The organism is Mycolicibacterium doricum, assembly GCF_010728155.1.
Lineage (GTDB): Bacteria > Actinomycetota > Actinomycetes > Mycobacteriales > Mycobacteriaceae > Mycobacterium > Mycobacterium doricum.
The window spans coordinates 103,015-124,270 of record NZ_AP022605.1 but is presented as its reverse complement, the minus strand read 5'-3'; the positions used below and the strand labels follow the sequence as shown (position 1 = coordinate 124,270).

The window sequence follows — 21,256 nt, the reverse complement described above, 5'->3', positions numbered from 1 at the left end:
GTCGCAAAGCTATTCGGGTTCGTCGTCGCCGTTGCCGTTGCCGTTGCCGTTGCCGTCGCCGTTGCCGTTGCTGAGGTAGCGGTGGGGATGGAAGTGGTGGTTGAGGCGGGGTTGGCCGGTGTCGTGGTGTTTTGGTGGGTTCCAGTGGGTGCGGCCGTTGCCGGGGCGGTGGGTGGTCCAGCCGGTTGGGCTGCCCTGCGTTTTCCGGACTGCGGATTTCGCATCCATTTACGCTGCGAGCTGTGAATTCATGTACTCGATGCGGACCTCGTGCGGTGTCCGATAGCCGAGTGCGGAATGAATTCTGCGTCGATTGTAGAACAATTCGATGTAGCGTGCAATATCTTCCTTCGCCGCCTTCCGGGTCGGGTACACCATGTGGTGGACCCGCTCATTCTTCAAACTCGCGAAAACGATTCCGCGAGCGCATTATCCCAACATACCCCGGTGCGGCCCACCGATTGCCGCAGCCCGAACTCCTTAAGCGTGGCGGAATACTCGGCAGACATATATTGGGTGCCGCGATCGGAATGCATAATGCAATCTTGCTCCAGCTGGTGGTTGCGGGCCGCCATATCCAGCGCGTCGGTGACCAGCTCAGTGCGCATGTGCTCGGCCATGGCATAGCCGATCACCTCTTTGTTGAAGCAGTCGATGACTGTCGCCACATACAGCCAGCCTTCCCACGTCTTGATGTAGGTGATGTCGCCGACGCACTTAACCCCCGGCTTATCGGCGGTGAAATCGCGGGCCACCAGGTCGGCCACCGCCTGCTCGGGCTTACCCGGGATTGTGGTGCGTTTGTACGGTTTCGGTTGCACCGCAACAAGGTTCAGCTCACGCATCAGCTTTCGCACCAACTCTTCCCCGACGTGTTCGCCGGCGCGGACCAACTCGGCGTGGATGCGCCGATACCCATAGGCGCCGTCGAATGAGTCGAACAACGTGGCGATCTTGATCTTGAGTTCCTCCCGGCGCTTCTCGGCCGTACTGGGCGGGCGCGCGGCCCTCGTAATAGCCGCTCTTGGACACGCCCAGCCAGCGGGTCATCTGGGCGACGGTGGGAGCCTCGGCGACGTGCGCGGCGGCGTGCTCCGCGGCGATGAGCGCGTATTTCTCGCTCACCGCTGCTCCCTCGCGAAGTACGCTGCCGCTTTTTTCAGGAAGGCGAGTTCCATCGCCATTTCCCGGTTCTCTCGTTCCAACTCGCGTAGCCGCGCGCGTTCTGACAATTGCAGCGGCGGCTCGTCCCCGGCGCGCTCCTCTCGGTATTTGCGCACCCAATTGCCGACAGTCGTCTCACTCAGCCCATGTTCACGAGCGACCTTAGCGATAGGCTGTTGCCCCTCCACCACGAGTTTGACGACTTCCTCACGAAACTCTGGAGAGAATTTCTGGTATTTCTTCGCCAATTCCCTTCATTCCTTTCCGGCTCGGACCCTATTTGGTCCGCAGTCCGGAAAGTGGGAGGCACGCCAGGTTTTGTCGATCATGAGGTTGGCGGGTTGGCAGGCCAGGGTGAGGTTGTCGATGTCGGTGCGCCCGCCGGTGCGGTAGTCGTGGGCGTGGTGGGCTTGGGTCCAGTAGAACGGCGCGGTGCAGTGCGGGTGGGTGCAGCCTTTGTCTCTGGCGAACAGGGCGAGGCGTTGGGCGGTGGTGGCGGTGCGTTTGGCGCGGCCGAGGTAGAGGATTTCTTCGGTGTGGTCGTCGAACACCGCCAGGTAGTGCCGGGAGGTGGCGGCCATGCGGATCAGGTCGCGGAGGGGCAGGCGGTTGCCGCCGCCGGTGTGGGCCCATCCGGCGGCGCGTTCGAGTTCGCCGAGGGTGGTGCTGGCGACGATGGTGGCGGGCACGCCGGCGACCTGACCGAGCCGGCCTGAGGCCACGGTGTCGCGCAGGACGGTTTTGATGGCGTCGTGGTGGCGTTGGCCGGCGGTGCGGTGGTCGCGGCCGGTGCGGGCGGCGTCGTGGGTGTCGTCGTGGGTGTCGTCGTGGGCGGCATCGTGGGTGTCGTGGTAGGTGTCGTGGTGGGGCAGGTTGGCGCCGGGGGCGGCGTGTTTGGCCAGCACCACATCGAGGAAGGCCCGGAATTCGGGGTCGATCCAGCCGTCGAGGTGGCTCATCCCGTCGGCCTGCTGGCGGCCTACCGTGACGGTGCGGCGGCGTTGTTGGGTGGGGTAGTCGGGTTCGGCGCCGTCCTGGTCGATGTGGGCCAGCAAGGTCTCGGCGACTTTGCGGAAGTCCTCGGGCACCAACGTCTGCGCGTGGGTGACGAGGTCGCGTTCGTAGTCGTCGCGGCGGGCGAACGACACCCATGTCGGCAGTCTTTTCACGAAGTCCTGGATGATCCGCACATGGGCGACGCCGATCACGCCGCGAGACAACGCGTCGGCAGTATGGGGCAGATCGGACTGCAGTCGTTCGCCGGTGAGGGTGTACTTCGGCCCCAATTGGCGGGCGTCGGTGAGGCGGTCACCGGCATCGGCGTCGGTGATTCGGAGCCGCTCGGTGAGCAGCTTCTTGATCGACGTGGCGCCCATCTCATGGGGATCGGCTTGGTCGATGAGGCGGGCGGTCAGGGCGTGGTCGATCGCCAGGTCGCGGCGATGCCCGCGTTCACGCATCTGCAAGACGGTCAGCGTCTGGGCGGCGGTCAGCGACTCCACGGATAAGCCGGCGAGCGCCTCGCGAGCTGCCTCGAATCCGGCAAACGCCGCGAGCACCGCTTCCCCATCCATACCTCGAACAGTAGTTCGATGGTACGACAAGTGGACAGTGCCGATGCATTCCACGAGAACAAGTCGACCGACGCCATGATCGCCCATGAACGATCGGTTCCTTCGCCCCCCTGATCGGTCGAACGGGGTGATAGAAGGGCGCCACGCCTTTCACGCTGCCGCACCGGCGGTGAAAGTGAAGGACGAATACCCCGGCTACCCACCACCGGTGACGAGGATCCGCCGCCCGTCGCGCGTCATCTCCACCGTCACCGTCGATCGGCTTCTGCGTCCTGCGCCCGCGTCACCATCACCGGAACCTGGCTGTGATGCAGCAGGTTCATGCTGGTCGATCCCAAAACCAGCCCAGCCAAGGCATTTCTTCCCCGGCTGCCGACCACTACCAGTTGCGCGTCGGCGGCGTGGAGCAGCAGCGCCCGAGCCGGGGACATCATCTCCACAACACATTCCGCGTCGACGCCCGGATGGCGCTCACGGCAGCCGTCCACGAGTTCCCTGAGCGCCGCCCACTCGGCGACTTCCAGTGCTTCCCAGTCGACCAAGAAGGGAATGGTGACGTCACCGGCTGGCGCACGGGCCGTCCAGGACCGCACGACGACGAGCTTTGCCTTCAGGGCATCCGCGAAGTCGAACGCCGTCGCCAGGACGCCGGCGCCGGCAGGGGTGCTGTCCACACCGACGACGATCGGCTTGTCGGACAAGCTGACCTCGTCGCCACGGAAGGCGACGACGGGGCACGCGGCGTGGGTCGCGACCCGCAGCGTCGTCGATCCCAGCACCACCGCAGCCGCCCCGGTGACGTCCTGACCGCCGAGCACGATCAGCCGGGCAGTACGGCTGGCGTCGATGATCGCCTCGTCCACCGGCGTCTCGCTGGCCTCGGTGGTGACAGTGAGGTTGGGGCGGTCCGCGTGGACCGCCTCCTCCGCCGCCCGCAGGAAGGTCAGCGCGGAGTCCCGCTGATAGGACATGATCGCGGCCTGAATGGCCACCGTTGTCTCGGTCAGATTGCGTCCGAGGCTTGGCATGGCGTGCAGGATGTGCAGTGGCGCACCGCTGGCAGCGGCCACCGCACCGGCCCACCGGGCGGCCTGCAGGGCGCTGTCACTGCCGTCGATCCCGACGACCACAGCACAGGTGTGCTCAGACATTGAGGTCCTCCCGCCGTCACCCGTGAAAGGATGGTTCCCACGATGCTCCCTCATCGCAGCGTCCTGCGGTAGCGGCCCTCCGGCCCCAGCCGAAGGACGGAAGTCCCTTCCGCTCAGCGATGACCCGGGTGATGTTTCGTGCGGCGGCGTGGATGTGAAGGAGGCTGCCCGCACGTCTATCTCGACACCGTCGTCCTGCTCGGGCCCTAGCCAACCAGCGCCGCGACGACCACTGGCTCTTCGGCATCGGGGCTGTCACGGCGAGCGCCGTGTGGTTCACCGGTCTCGGGTACGCCGCGCGACGCCTCGCCGGCTTGTTCTCGACACCGACGACGTGGCGGGTTCTCGACGCGTTGATCGCCGCCACGATGATCGTTCTGGGGATAGCGGTGGCACTCGGCTGAAGATGCCGACTCCCCGCTGACGATTCTCGGGAATCCGTTCGTCGGCGAATTTGGGGCGTAGCCTGGAAAGCGGCCTGGGGCTCTCCTGACGGTTGTTCTCCCTAGCGCCGCGAAAGGGGAGTTCCAGGCCATTCTTGCCCTTTTCGCGTGCACCGCGGCGCCCCCTGCGTCACATCAGTCACTTTTGCCCAGTCACTTTTGCCGTGGGTCGCGTCAGCTTACGGCAAATAATGACGCGCACAGTACCGCAGACGGCAAATCGGATTATGGCGCCTGCCAGTGGCGTCACGGTGAGCACGGCGGTGTTCAGCAGCTTCGAGGTGAGTCAGCGGTTACGCTCGCCGCGTGTCATCCGCCTGGTCGCGCCGCATGTTCCTGGCCATGACAGCCGCGCTCGCCGGTTCGACGGCACTCGCCGGCTGCGGAGATGACGAGCCTGGCACCGTCGCGAAGGACGGCTCCGTCACCGTCGCCCACGCCTTCGGCGAGACCCGCATCCCCGGGCCTCCCCACCGTGTCGTCAGCGCCGGACTCACCGAACAGGACGACCTGCTGGCCGTCGGCGTGGTGCCGATCGCCGTCACCGACTGGTTCGGCGGTGAACCGTTCGGCGTATGGCCCTGGGCGCGAAGCCATCTCGGTGCGTCACAGCCGACCGTGCTCAGCCTCGCCGACGGTATCCAGGTCGAGGCGATCCGCGGGCTGAACCCCGACCTGATCGTCGCCACCAACGCCGGCGTCGACGCCGACACGTACACGACGCTGTCGCAGATCGCCCCGACAGTGGCCCAGAGGGGGTCAGCCGCCTTCTTCGAACCGTGGAAGGAGCAGGCCACCGTGATCGGCCAGGCGGTGTTCAAGGCGGGCGAGATGCAGGCGCTCATCGCGCGCGTCGAGGAGCGGTTCACCGATGCCGCCACGGCCAACCCGCAGTTTGCCGGTAAGAAAGCGCTCCTACTGCGCGGCCCGCTCCACCGCGACAGCGTGCCGGCCGTGCTCCCCGGTTGGCGCACTGACTTCCTCAACCAGATGGGTTTCACCGTCGTCGATCCTGGGGGCCCGCTGATCCCGCGCAACCGGATAGCCGCCGTCCTCGACACCGCCGACGTCCTGATCTGGACCACCGAGAACGAACAGGAGCAGGGCGCGCTTCTCGCCGACCCGACCATCGCGGGGTTGAAGGCCGTCGCGGGTGGGCGCACCATCTTCACCGACAAGGAGCTGGCCGGGGCCATCGCGTTCGCCTCCCCGCTGTCCTACCCCCTGGTGGCCAACCGGCTGCCGCCCCTGCTCGCGCAGGTCCTGGCCTGAGTCGACCGGCCCGCAACAAGGGCTGCGAGAATGACGCGGTGACCGAGCCCGCCCACCGAGGTTCCGCAGCGGTGGGTTCCGCCTATTACCCGACTCTGGTCGCCGTCTTCACCGGCCTGGTGCTGATCTCGAACGTCGCAGCCACCAAGGGCGTGGCGTTCGGGCCACTGCTGACCGACGGCGGCTTCCTGGTCTTCCCGCTCACCTACGTCATCGGTGACGTGCTCAGCGAGGTGTACGGCTTCCGTGCCGCGCGACGGGCGGTATTCATCGGCTTCGCCATGCAGGCGCTGGCGGTGGTGGTGCTGTGGACGACGGTGCGCCTGCCCGGCGCCCCCGACTACGCCAACCAGGAGGCGCTGGCCACCACGGTGGCGGCGATCACCGGGCTGGCGATCGCGGGGCTGTCCGGCTTTCTCGTCGGCCAGCTCGTCAATGCCTGGGTGGTGGTGCGGATCAAACAGTGCACCAAGGAACAGCACCTGTGGGCGCGATTGCTCGGATCGACCGTGGTGGGGCAGTTCGCCGACACGCTGGTGTTCTGTGCGATAGCCGCACCGATCATCGGTTTCGGCAACATGGGCGCGTTCGCGCTGTACGCGGCACTCGGCTGGGTCTACAAGACGGTGATCGAAGCGGCGATGCTGCCGGTGACCTACCGGGTGATCGCCACGATCAAGCGTCGAGAACCGACCTACGAACCCGTGGGCTGAGCGCTCTGTGAAACCCGCTGTCAATACTTCCCAGGACGCTTCCCAGGACGCGGACGCCGACATTGCCGGCGGTAGCTTTGGGTATGACCGCAGCGCCGGATGTGGTGGGATGCCGGATGTGGTGGGATGCCGGGGCTGGCCGGCGAGTTCAGCGGGGTGTATCCCGGTGAATCGCCCGGTGGATGGCAGTTGATCGGGCGCACCGACGCCGTTCTGTGTGGGACGTGGAACCCGACAACCCGGCATTGCTCACCCCGGGTATGTGGGTCGAGTTCCGCGCCGTCGGGTGAGGAGGCGACGATGACGGCGCTGGAGATTCTCAGCAGCGGACCGCTGGCGCTTGTCGAAGATATCGGCCGTCCGGAGCTCGCGCACCTCGGCGTCGCCCGCTCGGGCGCGGCGGACCGCCGCGCGCACGGGCTGATGGTCCCCGGGCCGCGTGACGACTGGTTCGTCGACCCGGACATCCTGGTACGCACAAACCGGCAGGTCACCACCCGCAGCGACCGCGTCGGCACCCGCTTGGTCGGCATGCCGCTGGACTACCGGTGGCCCGACCGCCAGCTGCCCAGCGAAGGTGCGACTCGCGGCGCGATCCGCTGCCCCCCAACGGATTGCCGGTCATCCTGGGTCCGGGCCATCCGGCCACAGGAGGATATCGTCATCGGTGTCGTGGCCGACCACGACGTCGACAGGGCCTCACAGGCCCCGGCCAGAGTGTGCGGCTGCACTGGTCGAGGCCGCGCAGACGTTTCGGTTAGGGCCTTGGAGCCCTGCCACCGGTGGCGACGATGCGGCCGTTGATCGGATTCTGGTCGATCACGTGATTGGGCGTTGTGAGCGACGCACCGCGCTGGTACAACCAAGCTGTGCTGCCGCAGCTTGTCAATGACAATCGCGCTCACGGGGTGGTCCACACCGCGCGGCTCGTGCACACCGCGGATCTGGACAAGCAGACCCGCGAAGGCGCCCGGCGTATGGTCACCGACGCCTTCGGCGGTGAGTTCACCGACGACGACTGGGAGCACGCACTCGGCGGTATGCATGCGCTGATCTGCAGCCACAGCGCGCTGATCGCCCACGCCGCGGTGGTGCAGCGCCGGCTCCTCTACGGTGCCGCGGCACTGCGGTGCGGCTACATCGAAGCCGTGGCCGTGCGCGAAGACTGCCGCGGGCAAGGGCTGGGCAGCGCCGTGATGGACGCCTGCGAACAGGTGATCCGCGGCGCCTACCAACTGGGCGCGCTGTCGACCTCCACCATCGCCGAGCCGATGTACCGGGCGCGCGGGTGGAAACCGTGGCAGGGGCCGACATCGGTGCTGTCCCCCGGTGGACGCGCGCGGACCCCCGGTGACGACGGATCCGTGTTCGTCTACCCGGTCGCCTCGGCTCTGGAGTTCACCGACCTCGACACCACCGCCGAACTGACCTGCGACTGGCGCCACGGCGACGTCTGGTGATCTCACACCGCTTCGCCGACCGAGGTGAGCGGAATTTCACGGCGGGGTCATCGCCGGCAGCGCCGGGGTAACGAACGCTTCCTACCGTTGCTGCCATGTCGCACCGCATCACCGACTGGGACCCCGAGGACACGGCCGCCTGGGAAGCCGGCAACAAGCACATCGCCCGCCGCAACCTGATCTGGTCGGTGGCCGCCGAGCACGTCGGCTTCTCCGTGTGGTCGATCTGGTCGGTCATGGTGTTGTTCATGCCCGAGGCCGTCTACGGGTTCTCGGCGGGCGACAAGTTCCTGCTCGGCGCTACCGCCACCCTCGTCGGGGGCTGCCTTCGGATCCCCTACACGCTGGCCACCGCGAAGTTCGGCGGGCGAAACTGGACGGTCTTCTCCGCGTTCGTGCTGCTGATCCCGACGGTCGGCACGATGGTGTTGCTCGCCAATCCGGGTCTGCCCCTGTGGCCGTACCTGGTGTGCGCGGCGCTGGCCGGCTTCGGTGGCGGCAACTTCGCCTCCTCGATGACGAACATCAACGCCTTCTACCCGCAGCGCCTCAAGGGCTGGGCACTGGGCCTCAACGCCGGTGGCGGCAACATCGGGGTGCCGGCGATCCAGCTGGTCGGTCTCCTCGTCATCGCCACGGCGGGCAACCGGCAGCCGTACTGGGTGTGCGCGGTCTACCTGGTCGCCCTGGCCGTCGCCGGTATCGGCGCGGCGCTGTACATGGACAACCTCGAACAACACAAGATCGACTTCACCGCGATGAAAAACGTTCTGCGCGAACGCGACACGTGGGTGATCTCGCTCCTCTACATCGGCACGTTCGGCTCCTTCATCGGGTTCGCCTTCGCGTTCGGCCAGGTCCTGCAGATCAACTTCGCCGCCCGCGGGCAAAGCCCCGCCGAGGCGTCGCTGCACGCCGCGCAGATCGCGTTCGTCGGCCCGCTGCTGGGCTCGTTGTCGCGGGTGTACGGCGGCAAACTGGCCGACCGCACCGGCGGCGGCCGGGTCACCCTGGCGGTGTTCGCCGGCATGATCCTGGCAGCCGGGGTGCTGGTGACCGTCAGCACCTTCGACGACGGCAGCCCCGGTGCGGGCACCGCGGCCACGATGACCGGCTACATCGTCGGGTTCATCGCGCTGTTCCTGCTGTCGGGTATCGGCAACGGGTCGGTGTACAAGATGATCCCCTCGATCTTCGAGGTGCGCAGTCGGTCACTGGACGCGGATCCGGAGCAGCGCGCCGCGTGGTCACGTGCCATGTCCGGGGCGCTCATCGGCTTCGCCGGCGCCATCGGCGCGCTCGGCGGGGTAGGCATCAACCTCGCGCTCCGGCAGTCCTACCTGTCGAGCGGTTCGGCCACCGCCGCCTTCTGGGTCTTCGCGGTGTTCTACGTGGCGGCGTCCGCGGTCACCTGGGTGATGTACGTGCGCCGCCCGAGCGGCGACGCCTCGGTCGACCGCGCGTCGCGGCCAGCTCTGGCACGGACGTGACCACCGGATCCGTGGACAGGACGACAATGGTGTCGGCCTGTCCACACCGGCAGCGACGGCAATGGCCCGGAAATGGCTCGGCAATGGCTCGGCAATGGCTCGGCAATGGCTCGGAAACAGATGCGTAACACGACCTGCATACACAGGACCCATGAGTGAGCCTGAGTGGGCACCGCTCACCGGATTCCGGGTGGCGGTGACCTCTGCCCGCCGCGCCGAGGAGCTGAGCGCACTGCTGCGCCGCCGCGGTGCCACTGTCTCGAGCGCGGCGGCGATCGCGATGGTGCCGCTACCCGACGACGACGAATTGCGCGCCCACACCCAGTCGCTGATCGACACACCGCCCGACATCGTGATCGCGACCACCGGTATCGGGATGCGCGGCTGGATCGCCGCCGCGGACGGCTGGGGCGTGGCCGCCGAACTGACCGCGGCGCTGCAACGGGCCCGCATCGTCTCCCGCGGGCCGAAGGCGACGGGTGCGCTGCGAGCTGCCGGCCTGCCCGAAGAGTGGTCACCGGATTCCGAGTCGTCCCGGGAGGTGCTGCGGTACCTGCTCGACGGGGGCATCGCCGGGCAGCGGATCGCGGTACAGCTGCACGGCGCAACCGACGACTGGGACCCCTTCCCCGAGTTCCTCGACGAACTGCGCGCTGTGGGCGCCGAAGTTGTGCCGATCCGCGTGTACCGCTGGCGGCCGGCTCCCCGCAACGGTGAGTTCGACCAGTTGGTGGCCGGCATCGCCGACGAGAAGTTCGACGCCGTCAGCTTCACGTCGGCACCCGCGGTGGCGTCGGTGCTCATGCGGGCCTCCGAGTTGGGTGTGGCGGACCGCGTGCTGACTGCGCTGCGCACCAATGTCCACGCGATGTGCGTCGGCCCGGTCACCGCGCGTCCACTGGTCCGGGTCGGGGTTCCGACGTCGGCCCCGGAGCGGATGCGGTTGGGCGCGCTGGCCCGCCACATCACCGACGAACTCCCGCTGTTGCAGTCACGCACCGTGCGCGTCGCCGGGCACCTGCTCGAAATCCGCGGCACCTGCGTGCTGGTGGACGGTGTGGTGAAATCGCTGGCCCCGGCGGGGATGGCCACCATCCGTGCACTCGCCCACCGGCCGGGGGCGGTGGTGTCGCGCACCGACTTGCTCGGCGCCCTGCCCGGTAGCGGTACCGACACCCATGCCGTGGAGACCGCGGTGCTGCGACTGCGAACCACTTTGGGCGACAAGCAGATCGTGTCCACTGTCGTCAAGCGTGGCTACCGGCTCGCCGTCGACGAGGAGCCGGCAGACGCACTGTGAGGAGCCCTGTGAGACGCATTCTCGTCGCCCACGGCACCCGGAAACCCTGTGGCGTGGCGCTGATCGGTGAGATCGCCGACCGCGTCGGCGCCACCCTCGGGTCGCCGGTCGGCATCGCCTTCGTCGACGTGCTTGGCCCGACCCCCACCGATGTCCTCCGCGCGACGGGCGACCGCCCAACCGTCTTGGTGCCCGCGTTCCTCTCCCGCGGCTACCACGTCGGCAGCGATATCCCGGCCCATGTCGCCGCCAGCGGGCACCCGGACGTCACGGTGGCCGACCCGCTGGGGCCCGACCCGCAGCTGGTGCGGGTGCTGGGCGACCGACTTGTCCAATCCGGTTGGACACCGGGCGATTCGGTTGTTCTCGCCGCGGCGGGCACCTCGGATTCGCTCGCTCTGCGTGATCTGCACACGACCGCCGCATCGTTGTCGGCGCTCACCGGTGCCCGAGTCGACCTGGCGTTCGCCGCCACCGGCCGGCCGCGCATCGACGAAGCCGTCACCGTGGCCCGCCGGCGCGGCGCCCACCGTGTGGTGGTGGCGTCATACCTGTTGTCCGAAGGCCTGTTCCAGGACCGGCTACGGGCCAGCGGCGCCGACATCGTCACCGACCCGCTGGGCACTCACCCGGGACTCGTACGGCTTATCGCCAGCCGGTTCCGCCGGGCCCGGATCCCCGTCGCGGCCTAGGCTCTGCCCGACAGAAGTTCGCGGGCTACCGCCTCGATGGAATCGTTCTGCTGCTTGGCAAGCTTCACCAGCAGCGCGAAGGCCTGCGCAACGTCGATGCTGAACCGCCTCATCAGCAGGTTCTTCGCCTCGTTGATGGCGTCGGTGCGGGCGGAACGGACCGACTTGCCACGGCCCTGCCCCGCCGTCAGGGTCTCCGCGATCCGAGCAGCGATCATGGCACCGGCATCCTGCACGCGGGAATCGAACATCCCCGGGCGGTCGGCGTAGAGATTGAGCGCGGCGTAGGTGTCGCCGCGGTCGAAGACCGGGAATGCCAGCAGCGCACGCACCGGCGTGCTGGCGACCGCCTTGGCGGTGAATCGCGGCCACCGTCTCTCGGCCTGGAGGTCGGCGATACCGAAGATCTGCCGGCTGGTGGCCGCGTCCAGGCACGGGCCCTGACCGCAGCCACGCTGGATGTTGTCCAGCACGAGCGGGTGCCCGTCGGTGGCGGCCAGGCACCGGACGATGCCGCCCTCGGTCACCAGCGTCACGCCGGCGTGGTCGACGGCAGGCACCTGCTCCACGGCCAGCGCAGTCAGCGCCGCAAGGGCCGACGTCATATCCGCCCGCGCTCGGCGGGCATAGCGTCGGACGTACTCCTCGATCGCCTCCTCGAGACGGCCGTCGTGCACGATCATCTCGCCGCATTACCCCTGCACGCAGTCCCCAAACCCGGTTCGACCGACGCTCGGGGGGTATCTCACCCGCATGAACATCCATCGCATCCTCGCTCGAGTCGAAGAAGTGGAGTCGCTGGACGCACCGGCCGACGCCAGCGCACGCGTCGCGAGCCGTTTCGTCGACGGCGCCCGCCTCGGCCGCATCCTGCGGGGCTCCTGGCTGGGCCACCCCGTCCATCCGCTGTTGGTCACGTTGCCCATCGGCACGTGGATGACGTCGGTGGTCTTCGACGTCGTGTTCGACGACGTCGCCACCGCACGCAGGCTCGTCGGCGTCGGACTGGCGGCGACACCGCCCACCGTTTTGGCCGGATGGGCCGACTACGCGCTGCTCAACAAGCGTCAGCAGCGGGTCGGTCTGGTCCATGCGACGTCGAACGGGCTCGGCGCGACGTTCTTCGGCCTGGCCTACCGCGCCTACCGCAAGGACAGAGTCCGCGCCGCCCGGATGTACAGCCTGCTCGGTCTGGGTGCCATCAGCGTCGGCGGTGCGCTCGGCGGACACCTGTCCTATGCGCAGGGTGCCGGGATGTTCCGCTGGCAGCCCGTGCGGGCGGTCACCCACCGCAGCCCGGTGGAGTACCGGCGCGCCGCCTGAGCGCTACGTCTCGATCTCGACGAAACCGTCGACGGTTCGCCGCGTCCGGTACACCGGGAGCGACGCCGACGGATCGTCGAGGCAGCTGCCGTCGTCGAAGGCGAACGCCTGCTTCTTGATCGGTGACTGCACCATCGCCCGGCCGCCCCGGTCGCCGGTGATGCCGCGCGATATCACCGCCGCGCCGGAGAAGGGATCGATGTTGCCGACCGCGTGCAGGCTCCCGTCGTCGAGGCGGAACAACGCCACCTGGGTGCCGTCGGACAGCAGAACCCCGACGCCGCGGCACGGGATCAAGTGATCGTAGCGGCACGCGACGGTCCATCCCCTGGCCGGCGGCCCGTCGCGCTCGTCGCGGTCATCGAGCAGCGTCACAGTGTCTCCTCAATCGGGGTCTCCTCAATCGGGGTCTCCTCAATCGGGGCCTCCTCAATGGGGCGGACGGTGGGCATTCCCATCTGAACCGGCACCTTGCGGCCGGCGTGCTCGGTGAAGGCGACGGTGGGGTCGGGCACATCAGGCGCGTTGACGAAGGACACGAATCGCGACAGCTTGTCCGGGTCTTCGAGCACCCCCTTCCACTCGCACGCGTAGCCCTCGACGTGACTTGCCATCGCCGTCTCGAATTCTCTTGCCAGACCGAGGGAGTCCTCGCAGACGACTTCGCGCAGGTGGTCCAGTCCCAGTTGTTCCACCCACGGAGCGGTGCGCTGCAGGCGATCCGCGGTGCGGATGTAGAACATCAGGAACCGGTCGATGTAGCGGATCAGGGTCTCGTCGTCGAGGTTGCCGGCGAGCAGCTGAGCGTGCTTGGGGGTCATTCCGCCGTTGCCGCCTACGTACAGATTCCAGCCGTGCTCGGTGGCGATGACGCCGACGTCCTTGGCCCGCGCCTCCGCGCATTCGCGGGCGCACCCCGAGACACCCATCTTGATCTTGTGCGGGGCACGCAGGCCCCGGTAGCGCAGTTCCAGGTTGATCGCCATCTGGACCGAATCCTGTTGGCCGTACCGGCACCAGTCGCTGCCCACGCAGCTCTTCACGGTGCGCAGCGCCTTGCCGTAGGCGTGGCCCGACTCCATCCCACCCTCGACGAGCCGGCGCCAGATCTCCGGCAGCTGCTCCACACGGGCACCGAACAGGTCGATCCGCTGGCCGCCGGTGATCTTCGTGTACAGGTCGAAGTCGCGGGCGATCTCGCCGATCAGAATCAGTTGTTCGGCAGTGATGTCGCCGCCCGGCACCCGCGGCACCACCGAATAGCTGCCGTTGCGTTGGATATTGGCCAGGAAGTGGTCGTTGGAGTCCTGTAGCGCGGCCTGTTCGCCGTCGAGGATGTGCTCGGAGCTGGTCGATGCGAGGATCGATGCGACGGTGGGTTTACAGATGTCGCAACCCTTCCCGGTGCCGAAGCGCTCGAGTAGTCCGGAGAACGTGCGGATCGCCGTGGCAGAGACGATCTCGAACAGTTCCGCGCGCGAGTGAGCGAAGTGCTCGCACAACGCCTTCGACTGCTCGACGCCCTCGGCCTCGAGCAGTTGTTTGAGCAGCGGGACACACGATCCGCACGACGTGCCTGCCTTGGTGCACGCTTTGAGCCCGGCGACGTCGCAGCAGCCGTCGGCGATAGCGTCCGTGACGTCACCCTTGGTGACGTTGTTGCACGAGCAGATCTGCGCGGCCGCGGGCAGTGCGCCGACGCCCAGCCCGCCGTCGGTGCCGCCCGAACCGGCGGGCGCGATCAGCGCCATGGGGTCACCCGGCAGTTGCTCGCCGATCATCGGCCGTAGCACGCCGTACGCCGAAGCGTCGCCGACCAGCACTCCGCCGAGCAGCGTCTTGGCGTCGTCGGAGAGCACCAGCTTGGCGTACGTCTGGTTGACCGCGTCGTTGACCACCACCTCGAGGCAGTCCGGGGTCTGCCCCATCGCGTCGCCGAAGCTCGCCACGTCGACGCCGAGCAACTTGAGCTTGGTCGACATGTCGGGCTCGGGGAACTCCGCGGCCCCACCCAGCAGCCGGTCGGCCACCACTTCGGCGCTCGTGTAGCCCGGACCCACCAGCCCGTAGCAATGGCCCTCGATCGCGGCGACCTCGCCCACCGCATAGATGTTGGGATCGCTGGTGCGGCAGCCCAGGTCGGTGAGCACGCCGCCGCGCTCGGCGGTCTGCAGCCCCGCGTCACGGGCGAGCTCGTCGCGCGGTCTGACCCCGGCAGCGAAGACCACGACGCCCGCGTCGATGAACGACCCGTCGCCCAGAATCACCCGTAGCGAGTCGTCCTCTCGGGAACGCCGCAGTGGCCGGTTGCGCTGCGCCGGTGCGATCGCCTCGGTGCTGACGTCGAGGTGGACCTCGATGCCAAGATCGGCGATCATCCTGCTCAGCAGCGCACCGCCCGCGTCGTCGAGTTGTTGGCACATCAGGCGCGGCGACCGCTCCACGACATGGGCGGTAAGCCCGAACCCACGCAACGCGTTCGCGGCCTCCAGGCCGAGCAGACCACCACCGATGACGACGCCAACCGGTGCGCGGTTTCTCTCGTGTGCGCGGGCTGCGTCGGCACGGATCGCGTCGAGGTCGTCGAACGTGCGGTAGACGTGACAGGCGGGTAGGTCGCGCCCGGGCACCGGCGGCACGAAGGCGTACGAACCGGTCGCCAGCACCAGCGCGTCGTAGCCGACCGTCGTCCCGTCGGCAGTCGTCACGGTGCCGGCGTCTCGGTCGATCGAGGTGACCCGCTGCCCCAGGCGCAGGTCGACCAGGTCGTCGCCGGCGTAGTCGTTGCCGGCGAGCGCCAGCAGCGCGCGGTCCCAGTGCTCGGTGTACCCGGTCAGACCCACCCGGTCGTAGGCGGCGTCGGTTTCCTCGGCGAGCACGGTGACCCGCCAGGCACCCGCGTCGTCGCGCGCACGCAGCGCTTCGACGAACCGGTGCCCGACCATGCCGTGGCCGACGACCACGACGTTCTTCGTTGACAGCATGGGGACCAGGCTAGGAAGCGGATATTGCCGCGATGTCGCCTCGTGTGAAGGCCCCATCACGGTGTGCTCACCTGGCTGCCGACGTAGCTGTGAGACCGCTCCGGGTGTTCGCCGGAGGCGAACACGTCGCCGGAACATGAGCGGGGCCGACTCAAGTTCATACGGGCAGAAGACCGGCGCAGGGCCGGTCTCCACGAGTCGAGGAGAGCAGCATATGAGCAACGTGGCCTTGCGGGTGCGACCAGCGTGGGATCTGGATCGTTGGGTTCGTGACTTCTTCGGTCCGGCGGCGGCCGACGACTGGTTCGCCGGTGCGGCTGCGGGCTTCAATCCCGCCGCCGAGATTGCCCGGGACGGTGACGACGCGGTCGTCCGAGTGGAACTGCCCGGCGTCGACGTCGACAAGGACGTCACCGTGGAGGTCGACAGTGGCCAACTCGTCATCCACGGTGAGCGCCGCGACGAACGCAGCGAGGAGAATGACGGCCGGACGCTTCGCGAAATGCGGTACGGATCCTTCCGCAGGTCGTTCCGGCTTCCGCAGCACGTCACCGGCGACGCCATCTCGGCGTCGTATGACGCCGGTGTGCTGACCGTCCGAGTGGCCGGCGCCTACGCCGGGGCTCAGCCGCAGCGCATCGCGATCGAGAACAAGTAACCCCTCGGCGCAGCCCTCTGGCGCGCAGAACGAAGTCAGGGTCGTGAATCCTCGTGGTTCACGACCCTGACTGCTCTTTGGGCAACACTCGGTTCGGGCCTTGGTCAGCCATGCGCCTCGTACGTGATCTGTCTCACTCTCAACCGAGCGATATGACTAGCATCGGTTGCGTACTGTGATTCACGACACCCTTCAGCCCAAGGAGGTCACTTGTCCACCACGACCGGTTTCGCCGAACTGCACGAGCTCATCGGCGGCCTGCGACGCTGCGTCACCGCGCTGGCGTCCCAATACGGCGACTCCCCGGCGATGCGCCGCATCGTCAACGATGCCGAACGCATCGTCAACGACATCGACCGTCTCGACATCGATGCCGAAGAACTCGAACTCGGCCGCGGATTGAACAGACATCACCATGTCGGCGAGAAGATCCCGATCCCCGACACCCAGTACGACACCGAGTTCTGGCGCGGTGTCGACGACGAGGGCCTCGGCGGCACCCGCTGACCGCTAGCGAGCGGCCCGCCGCCCGCACCAACCGCCGGCGTGGAAGCGTCGGTTGAGGGTAACCGCATGTCCGCCGCACCGATTTCGAAAGGCAACCGTGAGCGCACCGACCGCAGACCGTGAGGGCACCGGCGTCTACTCCGCCGGGCGCGCCGAGATCGCGCAACGAACCTTGCGCACCGACCGCTGGTGGATGCCGTCGCTGTTGACCGACCTCGGGCTCGCCGCCTTCGTCCTCTACGCGACGGTCCGCGCGTTCTGGGGCAGCGCCTACTGGGTGGCCGACTACCACTACCTGACGCCGTTCTACTCACCGTGCGTGAGCAAGGGCTGCATCCCTGAGGCCAGCCACTTCGGCCAGGTCCTGCCCGACGTCTGGTGGTTGCCGTACGCGGCGTTCTCGCTGCCGTTCCTGCTGCTGTTCCGGCTCACCTGCTACTACTACCGCAAGGCCTACTACCGATCGGTGTGGCAATCCCCACCGGCATGCGCTGTGGCAGAACCGCATTCGAAGTACACCGGTGAGACCAAACTGCCCCTGATCATGCAGAACCTGCACCGCTACTTCTTCTACGTCGCGGTGCTCATCTCGTTGATCAACACCTGGGACGCGATCCTGGCGTTCCACTCCCCCAGCGGGTTCGGATTCGGCCTCGGGAACGTGATCCTCGTCGTCAACGTGGTCCTGCTGTGGGCCTACACGATCTCGTGCCACTCCTGCCGCCATGTCACCGGCGGCCGTCTCAAGCACTTCTCCAAACACCCCATCCGCTATTGGATGTGGACCCAGATCAGCAAGCTCAACACCCGGCACATGCAGTTCGCCTGGATCACGCTCGCAACACTGGTGCTGACCGACTTCTACATCATGCTGGTGGCCAGCGGCGCCATCTCCGACCTCAGATTCATCGGCTGACAAGACAACTCCAATACCGAACAGGTCCAATACCGAACAGGCAGTCCCATCCAGAACACGCAAGTGAGGACCCACATAGATGACTGAGCTCGATGCTCTTCGCGCAAGCGGCTCGTCGCCGCTCGAACGGCACCAGTACGACGTGGTCGTGATCGGTGCCGGCGGTGCGGGTCTGCGAGCGGTGATCGAGGCGCGTGAGCGGGGCCTGAAGGTCGCCGTGGTGTGCAAATCGCTGTTCGGCAAGGCGCACACGGTGATGGCCGAGGGGGGTTGCGCCGCGTCGATGGGCAACACCAACCCGAAGGACAGCTGGCAGGTGCACTTCGGCGACACCATGCGCGGCGGCAAGTTCCTCAACAACTGGCGGATGGCCGAGCTGCACGCCAAGGAGGCACCCGACCGGGTGTGGGAACTCGAGACCTACGGTGCACTGTTCGACCGCACGAAAGACGGCCGGATCAGCCAGCGCAACTTCGGTGGGCACACCTACTCGCGGCTGGCCCACGTCGGTGACCGCACCGGCCTGGAGCTCATCCGCACCATGCAGCAGAAGATCGTCTCACTGCAGCAGGAGGACAAGGAGGAGCTCGGCGACTACGAGGCCCGCATCAGGGTGTTCGCCGAGTGCACGGTCACCGACCTGATCTTGGATAAGGGGGCGAGCGGAGCGACGGGAGCAGGACCGGGGGCGAGCGGAGCGACGGGGGCAGGACCGGGGGCGAGCGGAGCGACGGGGGAAGGACCGGGTCGGATCGCGGGCGCGTTCGGCTACTGGCGCGAGAGCGGCAACTTCATCCTCTTCGACGCACCGGCGATCGTGCTCGCCACGGGCGGGATCGGCAAGGCGTACAAGGTCACGTCGAACTCGTGGGAGTACACCGGTGACGGGCACGCCCTGGCGTTGCGCGCCGGCGCCACGCTGATCAACATGGAGTTCATCCAGTTCCACCCCACCGGAATGGTGTGGCCGCCCAGCGTAAAAGGCATTCTCGTCACCGAGGGTGTGCGCGGTGACGGCGGGGTGCTGAAGAACTCCGACGGCAAGCGGTTCATGTTCGACTACATCCCCGACGTGTTCAAGGGCCAGTACGCCGAGTCCGAGGACGAGGCCGACCAGTGGCTCAAGGACAACGACTCCGCGCGCCGCACCCCTGACCTGCTGCCCCGCGACGAGGTGGCCCGCGCCATCAACACCGAGGTGAAGGAGGGTCGCGGCACCCCGCACGGTGGCGTCTACCTCGACATCGCGTCGCGGATGAGTTCCGAGGAGATCAAGCGCCGGCTGCCGTCGATGTACCACCAGTTCATGGAGCTCGCCGAGGTCGACATCACCACCGACGAGATGGAGGTCGGTCCCACCTGCCACTACGTGATGGGGGGGATCGAGGTGGACCCGGACACCGGCGCCGCCAAGACCCCCGGGTTGTTCGCCGCCGGCGAGTGCGCGGGCGGTATGCACGGGTCGAACCGGCTGGGTGGCAATTCGCTGTCGGACCTTCTGGTATTCGGTCGCCGCGCCGGGCTGGGCGCCTCGGACTACGTGCGGGCGCTCGGCGACCGGCCGGCGGTGTCGGACGAGGCGGTCGATGAGGCCAGGGGGCTCGCGCTGGCCCCGTTCGACGGGCCGAGCGACGGCGAACCGGAAAACCCCTACACGTTGCAGCTCGACCTGCAGGACACCATGAACGAGCTGGTCGGGATCATCCGCAAGGCCGACGAGATCACCGAGGCCCAGAGCAAACTCGATGAACTGCGGCAACGGTTCAAGCGTATGAAGGTCGAGGGCAACCGGCACTTCAACCCCGGCTGGCACCTGGCCATCGACCTGCGCAACATGCTGCTGGTCAGCGAGTGCGTGGCCAAGGCGGCGCTGGAGCGCACCGAAAGCCGCGGCGGCCACACCCGCGACGACTACCCGGCGATGGCGGCGGGCTGGCGCAAGACGCTGCTGGTGTGCCGGGCCGAGGACGACGACATAGTCATACCGAGCGTCACCGTCACCAAAGAAGACCAGGTCCCGATGCGAGACGACCTGCTCGAGCTGCTGGACATCGAAGAACTCGAAAAGTACTTCACCGACGAGGAGCTCGCCAACCACCCGGCAAGGAGGGGCTCGTGAGCTACCAGGCGAAGTTGCGGGTGTGGCGCGGCGACGAGGAGGGCGGCGCCCTGCAGGACTACACCGTCGACGTGAACGAGGGTGAGGTCGTCCTCGACATCATCCACCGTCTGCAGCAGACCCAGACCGGCGACCTGGCGGTGCGGTGGAACTGCAAGGCCGGGAAGTGCGGCTCCTGTTCGGCGGAGATCAACGGCCGCCCCCGCCTGCTGTGCATGACCCGGATGTCGACCTTCGGCGAGAGCGAGACCGTCACGGTGACGCCGCTGCGCGCGTTCCCGGTGATCCGAGATCTGGTCACCGACGTGTCGTTCAACTACGAGAAGGCCAGGGAGATTCCGTCATTCAGCCCGCCCAAGGACCTGCAGCCCGGTGAGTACCGGATGGCTCAGGAGGATGTGAACCGGTCGCAGGAGTTCCGCAAGTGCATCGAATGCTTCCTGTGCCAGAACGTCTGCCACGTCGTTCGTGACCACGAGGAGAACAAGAAGGCGTTCGCGGGTCCGCGCTACCTGATGCGGATGGCCGAACTGGACATGCACCCTCTTGACGTCCACGACCGCCGCGCCGAGGATGCACAGGAGGTTCACGGGCTCGGCTACTGCAACATCACCAAATGTTGCACCGAGGTGTGCCCGGAACACATCAAGATCACCGACAACGCGTTGATCCCCATGAAGGAGCGCGCCGCCGACCGCAAGTACGACCCGGTGGTGTGGTTGGGCAACAAGTTGTTCCGACGGAAGTGAGCCGCCTCGAACGTCGGGTACCCTCGGGTCAAGCAGCCAATCAACGACGAAAGGCGGCCTGATGACCCTCGGTCACACGCAGAGCCTAAACGACATCCGCACGGCGATCCGAGAGCTGTCCGTGCGCGCCGACCTGGCCCGAAAAGAGGGCCGAAGCAGTGATGCCGCCCAGATCGAGCGGCGGATCCAGGGTTATCGCGAGGAACTCGCAACGCGTCCCTGACCGCGTCGCGTCAGCCGTCGAGACGGCGGAATGTGCTGCGGTGGAATACGATCGGCGCGACGTCGGGGTGCACGGTGATGTCCTCGACCCGCAGGATGACGATGGTGTGATCACCGGCCTCGACGAGGTCGTGGATCGAGCTGTCCAACCACACGCTAGTGCCGTTGACGAACACGGCGCCTTCGGCGGTCGAGGTCGTCTCCAGCCCGGAGAACCGGTCACCGGCCTTGGCCGCCAGTGTGCGCGCGGCGGCGTCGTGTGACTCCCCCAGCACGCTGATGCCCAGGCGGGGCAGGTCCTTGAGCTTCGGCCACGTCGTCGAGGTGTTCTGCACACAGAACGACACCAGCGGCGGGTCGAGGGACACCGGGACGAACGTGCTGGCGGCCAAGCCGACGCGGACGCCGTCGACCTCCGCCGCGATCGCGATGACGCCCGTGGGGAAGTGTCCGAACGCCTCGCGCAGCGTGGCCGGGTTCAGATCAGTTGCGCTCATCACTGTCCATCTTCACACGGGC

Annotated in this window: 20 protein-coding genes and 4 pseudogenes; 16 read left to right on the top strand and 8 right to left on the bottom strand. The window is 67.4% G+C overall.

The features are described 5' to 3' along the window. Window positions 1-9: 9 nt before the first annotated feature. The 4 genes and pseudogenes from G6N07_RS00560 to G6N07_RS00545 form a co-directional block, all read right to left on the bottom strand. Window positions 10-228 (bottom strand): hypothetical protein, encoded by a 219-nt coding sequence (locus tag G6N07_RS00560; RefSeq protein WP_085189337.1) that lies wholly within the window; start codon window positions 226-228, stop codon window positions 10-12. Further along, window positions 229-1,412: pseudogene (locus G6N07_RS00555) on the bottom strand (IS3 family transposase). It abuts the gene before it with no gap. A 6-nt stretch (window positions 1,413-1,418) separates the two neighbouring features. Beyond that, window positions 1,419-2,738, bottom strand: a complete 1,320-nt coding sequence (locus tag G6N07_RS00550; RefSeq protein ID WP_163784026.1) for an HNH endonuclease signature motif containing protein — start codon at window positions 2,736-2,738, stop codon at window positions 1,419-1,421. Between the two features lie 248 nt (window positions 2,739-2,986). Continuing rightward, window positions 2,987-3,889, bottom strand: a complete 903-nt coding sequence (locus G6N07_RS00545; protein WP_085192727.1) for a universal stress protein — start codon at window positions 3,887-3,889, stop codon at window positions 2,987-2,989. A 168-nt stretch (window positions 3,890-4,057) separates the two neighbouring features. On the opposite strand from G6N07_RS00545, the pseudogene G6N07_RS00540 reads away from it, so the two are divergent. The 9 genes and pseudogenes from G6N07_RS00540 to G6N07_RS00505 all read left to right on the top strand — a co-directional run. Further along, window positions 4,058-4,293 (top strand): annotated as a pseudogene (locus G6N07_RS00540) (LysE/ArgO family amino acid transporter); the annotation flags it as partial. A gap of 345 nt (window positions 4,294-4,638) precedes the next feature. Then, entirely contained in the window at window positions 4,639-5,604 is a 966-nt protein-coding gene (locus G6N07_RS00535) for an ABC transporter substrate-binding protein (RefSeq protein WP_085192726.1), read from the top strand. 38 nt (window positions 5,605-5,642) lie between these two features. Next, window positions 5,643-6,317, top strand: coding sequence for a queuosine precursor transporter (locus tag G6N07_RS00530; protein ID WP_085192725.1), 675 nt, complete (start codon window positions 5,643-5,645; stop codon window positions 6,315-6,317). A 123-nt stretch (window positions 6,318-6,440) separates the two neighbouring features. Further along, window positions 6,441-6,607 (top strand): annotated as a pseudogene (locus G6N07_RS19800) (carboxyltransferase domain-containing protein); the annotation flags it as partial. Window positions 6,608-6,740: 133 nt separating this feature from the next. Continuing rightward, window positions 6,741-7,078, top strand: a pseudogene (locus tag G6N07_RS00525) (allophanate hydrolase subunit 2 family protein); the annotation flags it as partial. Window positions 7,079-7,186: 108 nt separating this feature from the next. Continuing rightward, window positions 7,187-7,777, top strand: coding sequence for a GNAT family N-acetyltransferase (locus G6N07_RS00520; RefSeq protein WP_109749330.1), 591 nt, complete (start codon window positions 7,187-7,189; stop codon window positions 7,775-7,777). 95 nt (window positions 7,778-7,872) lie between these two features. Further along, window positions 7,873-9,267 (top strand): nitrate/nitrite transporter, encoded by a 1,395-nt coding sequence (locus G6N07_RS00515; protein ID WP_085192722.1) that lies wholly within the window; start codon window positions 7,873-7,875, stop codon window positions 9,265-9,267. Between the two features lie 151 nt (window positions 9,268-9,418). Further along, window positions 9,419-10,567 (top strand): uroporphyrinogen-III synthase, encoded by a 1,149-nt coding sequence (locus G6N07_RS00510; protein WP_085192721.1) that lies wholly within the window; start codon window positions 9,419-9,421, stop codon window positions 10,565-10,567. Between the two features lie 8 nt (window positions 10,568-10,575). Further along, window positions 10,576-11,259: a sirohydrochlorin chelatase gene (locus G6N07_RS00505; protein WP_179959928.1), complete on the top strand. Its 684-nt coding sequence runs from the start codon at window positions 10,576-10,578 to the stop codon at window positions 11,257-11,259. On the opposite strand, the gene G6N07_RS00500 is transcribed toward G6N07_RS00505, so the two are convergent. Continuing rightward, on the bottom strand, window positions 11,256-11,942 hold the full coding sequence (locus tag G6N07_RS00500) for a GAF and ANTAR domain-containing protein (protein WP_085192719.1): 687 nt from the start codon (window positions 11,940-11,942) through the stop codon (window positions 11,256-11,258). The genes G6N07_RS00505 and G6N07_RS00500 overlap by 4 nt on opposite strands. A gap of 70 nt (window positions 11,943-12,012) precedes the next feature. On the opposite strand from G6N07_RS00500, the gene G6N07_RS00495 reads away from it, so the two are divergent. Continuing rightward, window positions 12,013-12,582, top strand: a complete 570-nt coding sequence (locus G6N07_RS00495; protein WP_085192718.1) for a DUF2231 domain-containing protein — start codon at window positions 12,013-12,015, stop codon at window positions 12,580-12,582. Between the two features lie 3 nt (window positions 12,583-12,585). Here G6N07_RS00495 and nirD read toward each other — a convergent pair whose 3' ends face one another. Both nirD and nirB read right to left on the bottom strand, forming a co-directional pair. Next, window positions 12,586-12,957 (bottom strand): nitrite reductase small subunit NirD, encoded by a 372-nt coding sequence (gene nirD, locus G6N07_RS00490; RefSeq protein ID WP_085192717.1) that lies wholly within the window; start codon window positions 12,955-12,957, stop codon window positions 12,586-12,588. Beyond that, window positions 12,954-15,566, bottom strand: a complete 2,613-nt coding sequence (gene nirB, locus G6N07_RS00485; RefSeq protein ID WP_085192716.1) for a nitrite reductase large subunit NirB — start codon at window positions 15,564-15,566, stop codon at window positions 12,954-12,956. The genes nirD and nirB overlap by 4 nt, the downstream gene beginning before the upstream one ends. Before the next feature lie 214 nt (window positions 15,567-15,780). Here nirB and G6N07_RS00480 point away from each other — a divergent pair, with 214 nt between their 5' ends. The 6 genes from G6N07_RS00480 (at window position 15,781) to G6N07_RS19660 (ending at window position 20,738) form a co-directional block, all read left to right on the top strand. Then, on the top strand, window positions 15,781-16,224 hold the full coding sequence (locus G6N07_RS00480; protein WP_085192715.1) for an Hsp20/alpha crystallin family protein: 444 nt from the start codon (window positions 15,781-15,783) through the stop codon (window positions 16,222-16,224). Window positions 16,225-16,434: 210 nt separating this feature from the next. Beyond that, the gene (locus tag G6N07_RS00475) at window positions 16,435-16,731 is read left to right on the top strand and encodes an Rv0250c family protein (protein ID WP_085192714.1); all 297 of its coding nucleotides are present in this window, start codon (window positions 16,435-16,437) and stop codon (window positions 16,729-16,731) included. 97 nt (window positions 16,732-16,828) lie between these two features. Then, window positions 16,829-17,647: a succinate dehydrogenase subunit SdhC gene (locus G6N07_RS00470; protein ID WP_085192713.1), complete on the top strand. Its 819-nt coding sequence runs from the start codon at window positions 16,829-16,831 to the stop codon at window positions 17,645-17,647. Between the two features lie 79 nt (window positions 17,648-17,726). Next, on the top strand, window positions 17,727-19,766 hold the full coding sequence (locus G6N07_RS00465; RefSeq protein WP_085192712.1) for a fumarate reductase/succinate dehydrogenase flavoprotein subunit: 2,040 nt from the start codon (window positions 17,727-17,729) through the stop codon (window positions 19,764-19,766). Further along, window positions 19,763-20,515: a succinate dehydrogenase/fumarate reductase iron-sulfur subunit gene (locus G6N07_RS00460; protein WP_085192711.1), complete on the top strand. Its 753-nt coding sequence runs from the start codon at window positions 19,763-19,765 to the stop codon at window positions 20,513-20,515. Before G6N07_RS00465 ends, G6N07_RS00460 begins: the two co-directional genes overlap by 4 nt. A gap of 61 nt (window positions 20,516-20,576) precedes the next feature. Then, window positions 20,577-20,738 (top strand): hypothetical protein, encoded by a 162-nt coding sequence (locus G6N07_RS19660; RefSeq protein WP_099050301.1) that lies wholly within the window; start codon window positions 20,577-20,579, stop codon window positions 20,736-20,738. A 10-nt stretch (window positions 20,739-20,748) separates the two neighbouring features. Here the strand turns inward: G6N07_RS19660 and G6N07_RS00455 are convergent, their stop codons facing one another. Continuing rightward, window positions 20,749-21,234 (bottom strand): flavin reductase family protein, encoded by a 486-nt coding sequence (locus G6N07_RS00455; RefSeq protein ID WP_085192710.1) that lies wholly within the window; start codon window positions 21,232-21,234, stop codon window positions 20,749-20,751. Window positions 21,235-21,256: the final 22 nt, after the last annotated feature.

Coding starts and splice junctions, on each gene's coding strand:
- G6N07_RS00560 (WP_085189337.1), bottom strand. CDS start 228: ATGGATGCGAAATCCGCAGTCCGGAAAACGCAGGGCAGCCCAACCGGC.
- G6N07_RS00550 (WP_163784026.1), bottom strand. CDS start 2,738: ATGGATGGGGAAGCGGTGCTCGCGGCGTTTGCCGGATTCGAGGCAGCT.
- G6N07_RS00545 (WP_085192727.1), bottom strand. CDS start 3,889: ATGTCTGAGCACACCTGTGCTGTGGTCGTCGGGATCGACGGCAGTGAC.
- G6N07_RS00515 (WP_085192722.1), top strand. CDS start 7,873: ATGTCGCACCGCATCACCGACTGGGACCCCGAGGACACGGCCGCCTGG.
- G6N07_RS00510 (WP_085192721.1), top strand. CDS start 9,419: ATGAGTGAGCCTGAGTGGGCACCGCTCACCGGATTCCGGGTGGCGGTG.
- G6N07_RS00500 (WP_085192719.1), bottom strand. CDS start 11,942: ATGATCGTGCACGACGGCCGTCTCGAGGAGGCGATCGAGGAGTACGTC.
- G6N07_RS00495 (WP_085192718.1), top strand. CDS start 12,013: ATGAACATCCATCGCATCCTCGCTCGAGTCGAAGAAGTGGAGTCGCTG.
- nirB (WP_085192716.1), bottom strand. CDS start 15,566: ATGCTGTCAACGAAGAACGTCGTGGTCGTCGGCCACGGCATGGTCGGG.
- G6N07_RS00480 (WP_085192715.1), top strand. CDS start 15,781: ATGAGCAACGTGGCCTTGCGGGTGCGACCAGCGTGGGATCTGGATCGT.
- G6N07_RS00465 (WP_085192712.1), top strand. CDS start 17,727: ATGACTGAGCTCGATGCTCTTCGCGCAAGCGGCTCGTCGCCGCTCGAA.
- G6N07_RS19660 (WP_099050301.1), top strand. CDS start 20,577: ATGACCCTCGGTCACACGCAGAGCCTAAACGACATCCGCACGGCGATC.
- G6N07_RS00455 (WP_085192710.1), bottom strand. CDS start 21,234: ATGAGCGCAACTGATCTGAACCCGGCCACGCTGCGCGAGGCGTTCGGA.